The 14,491-nt window shown below is 39.1% G+C and carries 10 protein-coding genes, 1 tRNA gene and 2 pseudogenes; 3 read left to right on the top strand and 10 right to left on the bottom strand.

What is annotated here, in order from left to right; all coding sequences use genetic code 11:
- Positions 1 to 26: 26 nt before the first annotated feature.
- From cas4 to NST97_RS16875, 4 genes and pseudogenes are all read right to left on the bottom strand, one after another.
- Positions 27 to 341 (bottom strand): annotated as a pseudogene (gene cas4, locus NST97_RS16895) (CRISPR-associated protein Cas4); the annotation flags it as partial.
- A 118-nt stretch (positions 342 to 459) separates the two neighbouring features.
- On the bottom strand, positions 460 to 906 hold the full coding sequence (locus NST97_RS16890) for an aminoacyl-tRNA deacylase (RefSeq protein WP_341343501.1): 447 nt from the start codon (positions 904 to 906) through the stop codon (positions 460 to 462).
- Positions 907 to 1,636: 730 nt separating this feature from the next.
- Positions 1,637 to 3,697: pseudogene (ptsG, locus tag NST97_RS19380) on the bottom strand (glucose-specific PTS transporter subunit IIBC).
- 96 nt (positions 3,698 to 3,793) lie between these two features.
- The gene (locus tag NST97_RS16875; protein WP_063388732.1) at positions 3,794 to 5,119 is read right to left on the bottom strand and encodes a 6-phospho-alpha-glucosidase; all 1,326 of its coding nucleotides are present in this window, start codon (positions 5,117 to 5,119) and stop codon (positions 3,794 to 3,796) included.
- Between the two features lie 157 nt (positions 5,120 to 5,276).
- Here NST97_RS16875 and NST97_RS16870 point away from each other — a divergent pair, with 157 nt between their 5' ends.
- Positions 5,277 to 6,107, top strand: a complete 831-nt coding sequence (locus tag NST97_RS16870; RefSeq protein WP_341343500.1) for a MurR/RpiR family transcriptional regulator — start codon at positions 5,277 to 5,279, stop codon at positions 6,105 to 6,107.
- A 1-nt stretch (position 6,108) separates the two neighbouring features.
- Positions 6,109 to 7,236, top strand: a complete 1,128-nt coding sequence (locus tag NST97_RS16865) for a glycerate kinase (RefSeq protein WP_066249283.1) — start codon at positions 6,109 to 6,111, stop codon at positions 7,234 to 7,236.
- A gap of 224 nt (positions 7,237 to 7,460) precedes the next feature.
- On the opposite strand, the gene NST97_RS16860 is transcribed toward NST97_RS16865, so the two are convergent.
- The 4 genes from NST97_RS16860 to NST97_RS16845 form a co-directional block, all read right to left on the bottom strand.
- A complete protein-coding gene (locus NST97_RS16860) occupies positions 7,461 to 7,589 on the bottom strand; it encodes a hypothetical protein (RefSeq protein ID WP_261308757.1) in 129 nt (42 codons plus the stop codon).
- Positions 7,590 to 8,294: 705 nt separating this feature from the next.
- Positions 8,295 to 9,809 (bottom strand): acetyl-CoA hydrolase/transferase family protein, encoded by a 1,515-nt coding sequence (locus tag NST97_RS16855; RefSeq protein ID WP_341343499.1) that lies wholly within the window; start codon positions 9,807 to 9,809, stop codon positions 8,295 to 8,297.
- Positions 9,810 to 9,942: 133 nt separating this feature from the next.
- Positions 9,943 to 10,587 carry a LytTR family DNA-binding domain-containing protein gene (locus NST97_RS16850; RefSeq protein WP_066249117.1) on the bottom strand — a complete coding sequence of 215 codons (645 nt, stop codon included), beginning with the start codon at positions 10,585 to 10,587 and terminating at the stop codon, positions 9,943 to 9,945.
- A 1,021-nt stretch (positions 10,588 to 11,608) separates the two neighbouring features.
- A tRNA-Arg gene (locus NST97_RS16845) sits at positions 11,609 to 11,684 on the bottom strand.
- A gap of 265 nt (positions 11,685 to 11,949) precedes the next feature.
- On the opposite strand from NST97_RS16845, the gene clpP reads away from it, so the two are divergent.
- The gene (clpP, locus tag NST97_RS16840) at positions 11,950 to 12,528 is read left to right on the top strand and encodes an ATP-dependent Clp endopeptidase proteolytic subunit ClpP (RefSeq protein ID WP_063389160.1); all 579 of its coding nucleotides are present in this window, start codon (positions 11,950 to 11,952) and stop codon (positions 12,526 to 12,528) included.
- 723 nt (positions 12,529 to 13,251) lie between these two features.
- On the opposite strand, the gene NST97_RS16835 is transcribed toward clpP, so the two are convergent.
- On the bottom strand, positions 13,252 to 13,509 hold the full coding sequence (locus tag NST97_RS16835) for an HPr family phosphocarrier protein (protein ID WP_063389161.1): 258 nt from the start codon (positions 13,507 to 13,509) through the stop codon (positions 13,252 to 13,254).
- 24 nt (positions 13,510 to 13,533) lie between these two features.
- Positions 13,534 to 14,484 (bottom strand): DNA-binding protein WhiA, encoded by a 951-nt coding sequence (gene whiA, locus NST97_RS16830; protein ID WP_063389162.1) that lies wholly within the window; start codon positions 14,482 to 14,484, stop codon positions 13,534 to 13,536.
- Positions 14,485 to 14,491 lie beyond the last annotated feature (7 nt).

Genomic DNA, 14,491 nt, shown 5'->3' with positions numbered 1-14,491 from the left:
GCTTTGAAAGATGTATAATGTTTTTTTCATATTACCTCCTCCGCCCAACAATATTCACGGTATGCACATTTCCCACAAAAATGAATTTTCTCCGGTGCAGGTGGTACAGGCATGCGTGCAATATGGCGAATATCTTCCATTGCCCGCTCAAGCTTCTGTTTTGCTTCCTCCGTCCACTCTACTGATTCTTTTTTCCTTTCTTCCGGAAACAGTAGCTCCCCTTTTGCTTCAATCCCCATTTGACGAAGTGTGTCTAAATAGTACAGAAGTTGCATTTTGGCACTTTTCATATATCGCGATGATTTTTTCACTTCTCCAATCACTAATTGGCCATCTTCCCTATCACAAAAGAAATAGACAGGTTTGTTTGTCTTAAAATCAATTTAGCATCTCCATTTTGCAGAGACTATCGAACATGATCATAATGTAATGGGAACATGTCCATACAACATCATCACTTTAATTCAAGAAAGCAACAACTTGATTCAGTTGTTCCAAAGCATGAGGAGGTATTTTCAGTGTTGAGGTTGGTTCTCCCGTTCCTCCGTAAATGAACGGATAGCGAAAAAGTTCTTTATCGATTATACAAGGCAAAGAAAGACCAACTAAAGGAACGCTGCCGACAGTGTATCCCGTGATCTTTTGAACTTCTTTTGGGGGTGCCATTTTTAATTGATTGCATCCCAAGATTTCTGACACTTTTTCCAGATTCACACGACCGCGTCCTCCTGAAACGATTATTGCAAAATAGCCTTTGTCAGACTTAAGTATCAATGTTGGAGCAGTCTGACCTATTTCGATTCCAAAAAAGTCCGCGCCTTCCTGCGCTTTGCGAATTGGATTTTCGTGATAAAGGATGTCAAATGGGATTCTATTTTCCTGTAAAATGCTTTTTATATGATCCATAAGTAAGCCCTCCTATTACAAATTCCACGAAACGGCCTCTTCTAACAATTTAATTGCCAACAGCTTACTTCCACAAATTAATCCAATTTCCTTTTGAAAAGTGGTTTTCTTTACAAAAAAGAAGTGAAATACAGTTGAATGGGACTTTATGGGGATTGTTGCGAGTAAATGCTATTCATAAACTGGAGAGTTTCGTAAGTATCTAAAATGGTATTGAAATGTAAATGAAAACTCCAAGAACGCTGCCCCAAATTTTTTATCTACATATGATCGGTTTAAACTTCAAATGAATACAGTAGAAGCCGAATCGGCATTCATTAATAGTTCCCAATTGCCTATGCTAAAAAAGAGAAAGTACCGCAACCTGATGGTCCTGTACCCTTCCGCTTTGTTACTCGTCCAATTTAAAATCTTTTTTTCTCTCTTTAATGATTCTTTCTGAAATTCTTGCCCGTCAAAGCGGCGTACTACAATTTAGCTGTCGGCTCTTTGCAGCTGCAATTTCCGAAGCCTATGACGCCACAGCAGCAGATGTACTGTGCCTTTTCACATTTTTCAATCACTATGCAAAAAAGGCTATCGAATGCACTCGATAGCCTTTTGAAAATGATTGATCTAAGCTTTATGGACTTGGGTTCCTTGCGAATTCATGGATAATCGATACTATCCTTTATGGAACTCGGAAGCAATTCTGTACAGTATCGTACTGTTATCCCATGGATGATCGATCTTATCCTTTCTGAACCTTGATTAATACGTCTTTTCCTCCAACTACGTTGGATGGATAACTACTATGGTCGATTTTAAACTGATCTCCGTTCAGTAAAATAATAGGAGTAATGGTGTTGTACCCTTTTTCGCCAATTTGGTCGATGGCGAATTGTGCGATAAGATCTCCTTTTTTGATTTTGTCTTTAGGTGAAACTTTTATTTCAAAGCCTTCTCCTTTTAAGTTCACTGTTTCTAGTCCCAAATGAATCAACAGCTCTGCTCCTTCATCTGAACGAAGTGTAATGGCATGCTTGGTTGGGAATACATCGACGATTTCACCGTCAACCGGAGAATAGACATCTCCGCTTGTTGGTTGAACAGCAATGCCGTCGCCCATCATTTTTTGAGAGAAAACTTCATCAGGCACTTCTTCCAATGCAACAACCTTTCCTGATAATGGCGCTACAAAACTAATAGTTGATTCTTCTTTATATTCGTTTGTTTCCTGATTCATGATATCTAAAATTTGATTTTTTAACGTGTCTGAAGTAGGGCCAAATATTGCTTGAACTCCATTTCCTACCTCCAATACGCCTGAAGCACCAAGAGCTTTCAGTTTTTCTTTATTAACAGCGCCTTTGTTTTTTACACCTACTCTTAACCGTGTAATACATGCATCAAGACTATTGATATTTTCTTTTCCGCCAAGTGCTGCTAAGACTTCATACGCTTTTTGATTGACAACAGATTCATCACTTTTTCTATTTGTTTTTTCTTCGTAATCTTTTCTAGTATAAAGTCTGTTCGAATCTTCATCTCCGCGTCCTGGTGTAAGAAGATCCCACTTTTTAATAGCCCATCTGAATACAACGTAGTAAACAACAGCCATTGCCAGACCAACGATAATGACATACCACCATGGCTCTCCAACACCAGGTAATATACCAAATAAGATAAAATCAATGATTCCGGATCCGCCGGCATATCCAACATTCACATCTAAAACATACATCAGCATAAATGACAGCCCTGCCATTAATGTGTGGAAAACGTATAATAATGGCGCTACGAACAAGAACGTGAATTCAAGCGGCTCTGTAATTCCTGTAAAAAATGCTGTTCCCGCAGCAGTCAATAATAAGCCTGCTACAGCTTTTTTGTTTTTCGGTTTTGCCATGTGATACATTGCTAACGCTACCGCTGGCAGACCAAACAGGACGAACGGGAATTTCCCTGCCATAAATCTTCCTGCTGTTATTTCAACGGCATCATTTACTTGTTTATCCGCAAGCTGAGCCATATACATTGCCGTATCCCCGGAAACGACAGATCCAGCAAGTGTTGTATACGTTCCGCCAACTTCCGAAAAACGAATTGGGATATAGAAAATATGATGCAATCCAAACGGAATAAGGGCACGTTCTACTAGTCCATAAATGAACATGTAAAGCGGCGGCGTATTTTCTCCAGATAAGGCAGCTCCAAGTGCATAAATGCCGTCTTGTACATGTGGCCAAACAAAGGCCAAAATCAGTGCAATAATGATTGAATAACCTGCTGTTATAATAGGAACAAATCGTGAACCGCCGAAAAAGGACAGCATTTCCGGCATTTTGAAATCATGATATTTTTCATAAAGAACTGCTGCTACAAACCCGATGATGATACCGCCAAAAACACCGATTTAAAGTGTCGGGATCCCTAACTCAAGTACACGCCCTGGTTCCGATACGTTTTCCGGCGTGATTCCAAGGACAATCCCGATAACGGTATGCATAACTAAATAACCAACAAGTGCTGATAAGGAGGCTGCCGCTTTTCCACCGGTCCAGCTCCCCGCTATACCGATAGCGAACAAAACACCTAAGTTCCCAAATATCGCTTTTCCTGCACCCTTCATTAAATCAGAAATCGTTTTCCAAAATCCTGAATCTAAAAAAGGCAAATATTCGATTAAATATGGAGATTGTAACGTTGTACCGATTCCCAACAATAAACCGGCTGCAGGAAGCAAAGAAATTATAACCATAAAAGTTTTGCCAATTCTCTGAAAGAAATCAAAGTTAAATACCTTCTTCATTTCATAGCTCCCCTTCTAGATAAGATATAGAAAACGGATACATTCCAGCTATTTTTCAAGCAGGGAGTCATAATGGCTCCCTGCACGGACAAGTTATTATCGCAATTCCGGCCAGTATTCTTTATTGGCTTCGATTAAGGCATCCAATACCTCTCTTGCTTTTGCTGCAGATACAACTGTACGATTTAAAGTTAAAGCTTGCAGCGCTTTGGCGTATGAGCCTTCCATATATGCTTCCACTGTAAGTTTTTCATACGCATATTGCCCTTCAATCAATCCTTTATAGAATGTTGGAATTTCTCCAACTGCGTATGGTCTAGGCCCGTTTGAGGTTATACTTGCAGCCACTTCAACCATCGCATCATCCGGCAAATTGCTGATGATTCCATCATTTTTCAAAATGACAATAAAATTGTCGCCTTTGTTGTATGCAATGGATTCTGCAACAATTAAGATAAACTCGCCATGCGCATCATTTGCTACTACGTTGGAATCTTTTGCGGTTCCTGTTTCAGCAACGCGCACACAATCTTCAAATACGCGTTTCTCTCTTCCGGCTTGTACTTCATTTGCACGCGTAAAATCCGGATTCAATTTTTTCAGCACTTTATCTGGATATAAATAATACTGTAAATACGTATTCGGCAAATAGTCCGGAAAATCTCGCACCATTTGCTGTACCATGGCATACGTTTCGAGCCATGATTTATCCCTTTGCTCGTAGTCAGCCGGACGGAAGCCGTTTTTCAAAATCATTTCCCTTAACTCAGGCAATTTGTCATTGCCTTGCGGATCATATAAATGAGTAAACCAGCCAAAGTGATTTAATCCGAAGTATACAGGATCAAAATCACGTTCATTCATATTTAATAAACGGCCGTACGAACGAAGCAAGTTTTCAGGCTGGTCGCAAATATTGAGGATTCTTTTATCATCAGGAAACATTTGCTGTAACGCAATCGCAACAATAGCAGCAGGATTTGTGTAGTTTAAAATCCATGCGTCTTTCGTTTTGCTTCTGACATCCTTGACCAATTGAATCATATCGCGGATCGATCTCATACCGTAAGCAAAACCGCCCGGCCCGCATGTTTCCTGACCGATAACCCCTAGTTTCAACGGGATCTTTTCGTCTTTTTCACGCATTTCATAGCCGCCAGTACGCATTTGCACAAAAACAAAATCGATATCTTCCGTGAATGCTTCCTCTTTATCTGTTGTATAGCTAAAATGAATGTCAGGGTACTCTTCTTTAAAGAGCACTTTCGCAAATTCGCCAATTATTTTTTGGCGTTCGTAATTGATATCATACATGACCAATCGGTTGATCGGGAAAGTATCTTGACGCGAGCAAATTGCTTTTAAAAGACCTGGCGTCCAAGTACTACCCCCGCCAACAATAAGTACATTGAATTTTTTCATTGTGTTTCAGCTCCTGGTAGTAATTTTTCATGTAACTGATTCTACCGATATCTTAACGAACGAAAAAACAAAGACAGAAAAAATTTCATTTTATGAAACTTTTTTCATGGTCATTTATAATAGAACGTACAATAAATATGAAATCCGGAGTGATTCGATGTACAACTTTATGGCTAAATTATTAAACTTCATTGAATCTTCAACAGACCAAACAAAATCAGAAATCATTATTGCCGAATATATTTTGAGGAATGTGGAAAAAATCCCGAAAATGTCCATTTATGAATTAGCTGAAGCGTGCCATACATCACCTGCAACGATCACCCGATTTTGCCAGCGCTTTGAAAATATTACGTTTAAAGAGCTTAAAGAATATGCCAGATCATTTATTGAATTTAATGATACTGAAGTAGACTATCAAAACCTTAAAACGAAATTTAATATAAAACAAATAAACGAATATTATGACGAATTACTTGCTTCTCTGAAGCAAACAGAGCAATTTCTCCGCTCAAAGGAAATCATTCAAGTTGTTCACGAAATTCATCACTCAAAAAAAGTTGCTTTTTTTGGGGTAACATTTTCGCATCTCATTGCAAGAAATGCACAATTCAAATTTATTCGTCTGGGCAAATATGCTACTGCGTACAGCAACCATGAAAATCAAATTTCCGAAGCAGAATCACTTACGCCCAGAGATTTAGCCGTTGTCATTTCTTTTTCTGGAGAAACAAGATTTATCGTTCAGCTAGTAAAGGTATTAAAGAAGAGAGGCATTCCTATCGTTGCGATTACAGGCAATGAAAAAGGCTATTTAGCACAGAATGCGAAACAAATCATCAAAGTGAGCAGCTGCAAACTAGAATCCTTTAAATCACCTATTTTGGAAGAAATCAATATGCTGAGTGTAATTAATTCCATTTATCTCGTTTATTCCATCGTTTTTAAAAATTCGGAAGGATATCAGGCAAACAAAGGAGGCAGCTAAAATGAATATTGTCGTAGCACCTGATTCTTTTAAAGGGAGTCTGACCTCTTCTCAAGCAGCAAATATTATGAAACAAGCAATACTTGACCTTCATTATGGTGATACAGTAAGAACAAAGCCAATGGCTGACGGCGGAGAAGGAACAGTCGATGCATTGTTAGCCTCTTCAGCCGGGGATCGCATTGAGGTAACCTGTACAGGCCCCTTGGGCAAAAAAATAAAAACATATTATGCCATCCTCGAAAACAATACAGCTGCTATTGAAGTTGCCAATATCGCTGGGCTTGTCCAAGTGCCTCCTTCACAACGAAACCCGGATGTGACCACTACTTTCGGACTTGGCGAAGTGATGAAAGATGCATTGGATAAAGGCTGTAAATCGTTTATTATCGGGCTTGGCGGCAGTGCTACAAATGATGGGGGCCTTGGCTTTTTACAGGCGCTTGGCATGAAAGCTTGGGATAAAGAAGGAAAAGAAGCGGGGATTTTCGGAAAAGATTTATTGGAGGTCAATCAAGTAAGTTTCGACCGTTTGGATCCGAGATTGGAACATATTACAATAAAGGTTGCTTGTGATGTGGACAATCCGTTATGTGGTGAAAAAGGTGCCAGCGCAGTTTACGGACCGCAAAAAGGTGCCAGCAGCAAACAAATACCGATTTACGACGAAGCATTGGCCCGATTTGCTGCTCTTATTGAGAAGCAGCAAGGAAAAGTCTTCAATAACGTGAAAGGTGCAGGGGCAGCAGGAGGCTTGGGATTTGCATTCCTTGTACTAGGCGCAAAGCTTATATCCGGTGCTGAGCTTGTAGCAGAAGCTTCGAACTTGAAGGAAGCAATAGAGCAGGCGGATCTTGTCATTACAGGAGAAGGACAAAGCGATGAACAAACATTATACGGAAAAGCGCCCGGCTATATCGCTGATCTCGCTCAAATATACGGAGTTCCAACGATATTAATATCCGGCTCGCTTGCAGGCAATTTGGATGTGCTCCGCAGCAAATTTCACGGATGCTTTTCGATTATTACTAAACCATTTACGATTGAGGAATGTATGGATCAGGCAAAACAGCTATTGTACAACCAGACGAAGCAAGTGATGCATCTTATTCACTCTTTGAAGATATAATCGGATCCAGGTTTTCGCTTTTATAATCCAGATGGGGAAATTTTTTTCAGATGTTTATGTTGAATACTGCAAAAATAACTTTCCCCTTATTCCATCTCAATTTTATCTAGAAGATTGACCGGCAAATCTCCAAAATTCCACGTTAGAGAGGCATCTAAGATCTTGTTGAACATCTAAGATGCCTCTTTTGTAATGAAGGTAAAAGAAATAATTGATGTATTCCATTAAACACCGACAATATCTTCACAATTTTTTGTTAAATTTATCGAATACTGATCATTTTCCTCACGATCATCCATGTTGTCTTTAAACAAGTCTATAATGCTTCCTGCACTTTTAAACGGTTCTTTCAACTTTTATTCCATAACTCCGTTTTTAACCCATATACTTTTCTTCTTGGTACTGCAAATGCTAAAGTTCTTTAATGATTTCGACTTCGATGTTAAACAACCGTTCCGTTAAACTATTTCCTTCCATTCCTTTTGGATTTTCGCGGAAAAACTTAAAATTACCAAAATTGCCAAAAAGGTGAATGCGTATTAACTTCTCCAATCTAGTAAGTCTTTATATAAGCGTGTTCTGAACCCAATTATTTGCCAAAACTTTGATGTCGAACGTCCTTTCTTGAAAAAACACGAGATTGACGACTTCCGGAATATCGACTTCAGTATCAAGTTTATCGGCTGATACAGCAATTTACGTCAGAAAAATGATCAATTAACATTAGATACCAGTTGACGCTGTAATCAATAACCCTTGCAAATCCGTCCTTATTCTCAGAAAACAGTTGATCAAAGCGCTCACTATCCGTTCTGTATGATGATTTTCGCAAAAACAATCGTTTTCTGCCTTCAACTCGAATTTATGTTTTATTAAATTTTTCAGTACAGTATCAATTAATAAGTCCATTCGTTTAGTGCTTTTAACGCTAAGGGGGGTGAAAACATTTGTTGTGTGATATCCACAAAATTGATTTCTAGTTGATAAATTCCTTCTTTGATCAAGCTGTGCCGATCTCTTCGCATGTCTAGAAAATGCACGAATAAATTGTCATCCGATTAAACGCTATGTGCAATCTCTTCACGCATCGTTCCGTTTTTAGCAAAATTTATATGCCATGAAAGAGCTTTTTCTAAAACATGTGGTGTATGCCCTCCTCTTGCAAGAGCTTCCTGATAATATTCACGAAGCTGGTCGCGATACATCGGATGGGCGCAGCGTTCGATAATCAGTTCCACACGCTCTCTTGGCGCCAAGCCCCGGAGATCCGCATACCCTTGCTCGGTGACGATGACATCGACGTCATGCTCCGTATGGTCAACATGGGAGACAAAAGGAACAATGCTTGATATGTTTCCGTCTTTCGCTATTGATTTTGTCACAAAAATCGCCAGGCGGGCATTTCTTGCAAAATCACCTGATCCGCCAATGCCGTTCATCATTTTCGTTCCAAGTACGTGGGTTGAATTGACATTGCCGTAGATGTCCACTTCCAATGCTGTGTTAATGGAAATCAAACCGAGCCGGCGAATAATTTCAGGATGGTTGGAAATTTCCTGCGGTCTCAGCACTAAACGGTCGCGGTATTTCTTAAAATTCGAGAAAACCTCCTTCATTTTCGGCTCTGAAAGGGTAATCGAACAACAAGAGGCAAAACGGACTTTGCCCGCATCTATCAAATCAAAGACTGCATCCTGCAATACTTCAGAATACACCTCTAAATCCTCAAATTCTGAATCCAGCAAGCCATGAAGAACCGCATTGGCGACGGAACCGATGCCTGACTGCAGCGGGGCTAAACGTTCCGTTAACCGGCCGGCTTTAATTTCTTTACGCAAAAACTCTATCAAATGCTGCGCCATAATGACTGTTTCTTCATCCGGAGGCACAATTGTCGACGGTGAATCCAGCTGATTGGTAAATACAATTCCTTTTACCTTCTCGATATCAATCGGTATTCCGATCGTACCGATTCGATCATTCGATTTTGTCAGCGGAATCGGTTTTCTTTCCCCTTGTTTCTCCGGTTCATACAAATCATGCACTCCTACTAAATCTACAGGCTGTGCCATATTAATCTCTATAATGATCGATTTTGCGTGCTGGGCAAATGTCAACGAGTTTCCAATGGAGGTTGTCGGAATAACCATTCCATCTCTTGTAATAGAAACCGCTTCCAAAATTGCAAAATCGATTGGATCCATAACATTTGAGCGCACTAATTCAGCAGTATGGGACAAATGCTGATCGACAAATAAAAATTCTCCCCGATTGATTCCTTTTCTCATCGTAGGATCTGCCTGAAAAGGAAGCCTCTTGCCTAAAATGCCAGCTTCAGTGAACATTTTATCGATATCAGAACCTAAAGAGGCTCCTGTATACACATTTACTTTAAACGATTCTCGCTCTGCACGTTTTACCAACGCATATGGAACCGCTTTCGCATCACCCGCGCGTGTAAATCCGCTTAGCCCTAAAGTCATCCCGTCTTTGATCCATGATGCGGCTTCATCAGCTGTGACTATTCGATCGCGCAAACGCAAATCTTCAATCCTTTCCAATTTATTGTCCATTTCCCCATCATCTCCCCTTTAATGAATTTAAAATTTATTTTACCGATAAAAGTTAACGGGGCAAGGTTTTGGGGATAAGTGACCGAAAATTCAGATAAACAACTCAATTTCCATACTAAAACAGAACGATTTTTTAAAATCCAAGCAATTTTCGAAAATAACTAGAGTAGGACTGACTGACAGGAATTTTATCACCGTTATTCATCAACAGCAAAAAAGTTGAATGCGCATCAGGGTAGATTTCCTTAATATGGTTGACATTCACAATAAAAGCCCGATGACAGCGAATAAAATAGTCCTTTGGCAGCAAGTATTCAAATTCCTGGAGAGAGTATTTATGTGTTCCTGAGCACCCTTCAGTGTACACATAGGTCTTTTTATCTTTTGCTTCTAAATACGCAACTTTCGAAAAAGGAATAGGAACCCATCCATCATCAGTTTTGACGGTCACAACAGATTTTCCATCCGTCAAAGCAGGAAAAATCGCAGTGACGCATCCCTCAAGCTTTCCTTCCCAAAAAAACGGTACAGCCATCCCGTGATAAGGAACGCCAAACACATCGCGGTTAATAAACTCAGAAACCTTTTGTTTGGTGTGCAAAGCTTTATACGCAATCGTTCCTTTTCTCACCAAGTCTCCCGGTCTGATTTTCAAATCAATCCGTTTGCTCGGCCGGTAATAGATATATTCCTTAGTATTGGAAACAGCAATCGAAACTTCATCAGAAAACAATTCACCAATAACGTCTAAAATGGAAACTACTGAAATACGTTCCATTCTTCAACACCCTTCGTGATCTATAAATCTTCAAGATATTATTATTTTACATCTTTTTTCACCCTTTTTGGCATAGTTCTTATCGAGTGCGACTAATATCGTCACCTTTTTCAAATAGTTTATGATAAATGTATGTCTTAAACAGTGTAAGACTTACGCAATATTCGTCTTTTAGTTTGAATATTTTTCTGATGTTTCCTTCTTTTTAACTTTTCACCATATTGATTAACGAATACATATGAAATGTTACCGAAGTATCCTCGAATTTCTTCTATCAAGTAGTTTACATACTTCTTTAGTCATTGGAACAATCCGGCTTTTACGGCTATTGTTTTTGGCCCCAGTAACATAATAATACCGTCATCTAAAATACCAGAAATTTCTGACTATTCAACTTAGTTTGCCCTTTGTTCTCACTCTACCATTAGTTTAATAGCACCATAGTCACGAAATCCCGTAAATACCTATATCTTTGACGTTTCATAGCCTCTTTACTTGCGTGTCTGTAAGCACAAAGATTCGTTGTTTATCCTTATTAGTTTTGGCATTTTTTTGACGAGACTTTCTTCAAAATAATACCGTATTTATGTAGCTTTCTAAAAATCGATTTAATAGCACCGAAAAGAATATCCACGGTTACAGATGACGTATTAATGTAACGTCTAATTTGGTCAGTAGTAAGATCTCTAAAACCGACAACATCTATAAAATTTTTTCAAGAACTTCAATAATCGGTACTCGTTCGTCCTGGATAGCTTCCGTTTTGTAAATGATCTTAGCGTATTTTAATCCTTCTGCAACCGTCATATAATCGAGATTACATCTACAATCAGATGTCTTGAAACTACCTTTCTAGCCTTTTTCGCATAATAAAAACCTCCAAAATTTTTCATTTTGGAGGCACGCGGTCTCTTTGATTCAGTGGGACGGAAACCTTGCGAAAATACGTTGTCCGTTTTTCGGTAGTTCCCGTCCGTTGAACGACTTCTAAATCGCTCAAACCCTTGTTGCTCTAGGCTTACGCGCTCGGAGGGACTCGAACCCCCGACGGACGTGGTACCGGAAACCACCGCTCTATCCAACTGAGCTACGAGCGCATTTTTCAAATGTCACGAATTATATTATAATCGAACCGAACAGTATATGCAAGAATAAATTTTGCTTAAGTTATCCATCGTGTCAAAATTGTTTTGAAAAATTCATTTTTCATCGTTGTTTGAAAAATGAAAAATGAGGGTATGATGGTACATGTATTGATCTTATAAATAATTATATATAAAAGTTTTTTGTTTGACCTTTATTGACCTTTTATGTATGATGGAATAGAAATGACTTTAACTTTGATGCGAGGGAGGAAACATAATGAATTTAATACCGACTGTTATTGAACAGACAAACCGTGGTGAACGTGCTTACGATATTTATTCAAGATTGTTAAAAGACCGCATTATTATCCTTGGTACGCCAATTGATGATCATGTTGCAAACTCCATCGTTGCTCAGCTTCTTTTCTTGGCAGCGGAGGATCCTGAAAAAGATATTTCCCTTTACATTAACAGCCCGGGCGGATCAATTACTGCTGGCATGGCGATTTATGATACGATGCAATTTATTAAACCTGATGTATCCACGATGTGTATAGGAATGGCTGCTTCCATGGGAGCATTCTTATTGGCGGCAGGTGCAAAAGGAAAACGTTTTGCCCTTCCGAATAGTGAAGTAATGATCCATCAACCGTTAGGAGGCGCGCAAGGTCAGGCAACTGACATTGATATTGCAGCTAGACGAATTCTCTCTTTAAGAGATAAATTGAACAGAATTTTATCTGAAAACACTGGTCAGCCTCTTGAAGTAATTGAACGTGATACGGACCGCGACAATTTCATGTCAGCTGAACGTGCAAAAGAATATGGGTTGATTGACAAAGTTTTAACAAAATAAAAGCTGCCTCAAATAGGAAGACAATAAAAATTTAAACATATCAAGCAGACAGTATAAAAATAAACCGCTGCTTCATACCTTCACACATTTGAATGAGGAGCAAATGTCAAGAATGATCTTGACAGCAGCTCCTCATTCAACTTTTTGGCCGGAATCGTCAGCTTTACGTTTTCGAAAGGCCGTTAACTGCCGATATTGCTTTAATCTAAGCCCAAAATGCGGATCGAGCCGGATGAAGGATTAAATATGCTTTCGGAGAGCCTGTGTAAACCGTATTTTGCTGAAGTTTTTTCTGGACACCTGCTGGCAAAACAAGTGTTATAATCGATTTTTTTATGTTATAAAGGGCTAGAATCTCTCTTTATCCATTCAGCTGTAAGTCATTCGAACCATATCAAAGCACGTTTGCTTTTTCTTGAATGTTGATCGCAGATTTATGAAAAAATAGTATTTACACCAAATATATTGCTCGGATTCGCCCCGCTCTTTCGCAATGCTTTGAATCCAAAAGTTCCAGTTAAGAACCTTCACGAAGCTCTCTCCCAACATAAGATTTATCACAACTTTTCTATTAACGCACCCGAAGCCATTTCGTCTTCATATCAGTTTTAGCAAAAATAAAGCCCTCTTGTGGCTGACAGCGGTTGTTTCCTGCTTTCTCCCACAAGAGAGGCAATATCCATCCATTGATGAATTTTGCGGCAATTTTTTTGTGTGTTCACATTAATTTTCGTTTTGAATGTAGTTGATAAGCGCTTCTAATGCTTCTTCCTCATCGTTTCCTTCTGCGATCAATGTGATCTCAGAGCCGCTGTTAATAGCTAAGCTCATCAACCCCATGATGCTTTTGGCGTTTACTTTCTTTCCGTCTTTTTCGATAAAAATGTCAGAAGAAAACCTGTTGGCTTCCTGAACAAACAATGCAGCCGGTCGTGCCTGCAAACCGGTTTTTAACCGAACTTCCACTTTTTTCTCAACCATATTTATCCCTCTCTTCTTAAAAATTTATTTAAATGAAATCGTTTTGCCAGCCCGCAATTTTTCAGCGATTTCATCGATTTTTCTTAATCGGTGGTTGATTCCCGATTTGCTGATTTTCCCGCTGGACACCATTTCACCTAGTTCCTTCAATGTCACATCTTGATACATAACCCGTAATTCTGCAATTTCCCTCAGCTTTTCAGGTAAGGCGCTTAATCCGATCTTTTCATCAATGAATTTTATATTTTCTACCTGCCGTAAAGCAGCTCCAATGGTTTTATTTAAATTTGCTGTTTCGCAATTGACAAGGCGGTTCACTGAATTTCTCATATCACGAACGATTCGGACATCTTCAAAACGCAGTAGAGCTTGATGGGCACCGATCAATGTCAAAAATTCCCCAATTTTTTCAGCTTCCTTTAAGTATGTAATATATCCTTTTTTCCGTTCCAGTGTTTTTGCATTTAAATAAAACGTATTCATCAAACTGCATAGCGAATCGTTATGTTCCTTATATAACGACGAGATTTCCAAATGGTATGAAGAAGTTTCCGGGTTGTTGACAGATCCGCCCGCTAAAAACGCACCGCGCATATACGACCGCTTACAGCACTTTTTTTTCACAAGGTCTAAAGAGATTTGATGGTTATACATAAAATCCTTGCCTAAAATTCGCAAATCCTCCAAAATCTCTTTTACTTGTTCATTCATTCTAACAATATAGACGTTATTCTTTTTTAATCGCATCTTTTTTCGTACAAGCAGCTTGATCGGAACGTCATATTTTTTTTTGATCAGCATGTAAATGCGTCTTGCAATCGCTGCGTTTTCAGTCTGCACATCCAAAAGCAATTCCCGGTTGGAAAATGACACAGTTCCGTTCATTCGGATGAGCGCGGACAACTCTGCTTTTAAACAACATTGTTTTACTTCCAGTGTTGTCAATTCTTTTTTCGTCTCTGAAGCAAACGACATGTTTCCA

Source organism: Aeribacillus sp. FSL K6-1305, assembly GCF_038050115.1.
Taxonomy (GTDB): Bacteria; Bacillota; Bacilli; order Bacillales; family Aeribacillaceae; genus Aeribacillus; species Aeribacillus composti.
This window is presented reverse-complemented; position numbering and strand designations above follow the sequence as displayed.

Coding starts and splice junctions, on each gene's coding strand:
- NST97_RS16850 (WP_066249117.1), bottom strand. CDS start 10,587: ATGGAACGTATTTCAGTAGTTTCCATTTTAGACGTTATTGGTGAATTG.
- NST97_RS16835 (WP_063389161.1), bottom strand. CDS start 13,509: ATGGTTGAGAAAAAAGTGGAAGTTCGGTTAAAAACCGGTTTGCAGGCA.
- NST97_RS16855 (WP_341343499.1), bottom strand. CDS start 9,809: ATGGACAATAAATTGGAAAGGATTGAAGATTTGCGTTTGCGCGATCGA.
- clpP (WP_063389160.1), top strand. CDS start 11,950: ATGAATTTAATACCGACTGTTATTGAACAGACAAACCGTGGTGAACGT.
- NST97_RS16875 (WP_063388732.1), bottom strand. CDS start 5,119: ATGAAAAAATTCAATGTACTTATTGTTGGCGGGGGTAGTACTTGGACG.
- NST97_RS16865 (WP_066249283.1), top strand. CDS start 6,109: ATGAATATTGTCGTAGCACCTGATTCTTTTAAAGGGAGTCTGACCTCT.
- NST97_RS16890 (WP_341343501.1), bottom strand. CDS start 906: ATGGATCATATAAAAAGCATTTTACAGGAAAATAGAATCCCATTTGAC.
- NST97_RS16870 (WP_341343500.1), top strand. CDS start 5,277: ATGTACAACTTTATGGCTAAATTATTAAACTTCATTGAATCTTCAACA.
- whiA (WP_063389162.1), bottom strand. CDS start 14,484: ATGTCGTTTGCTTCAGAGACGAAAAAAGAATTGACAACACTGGAAGTA.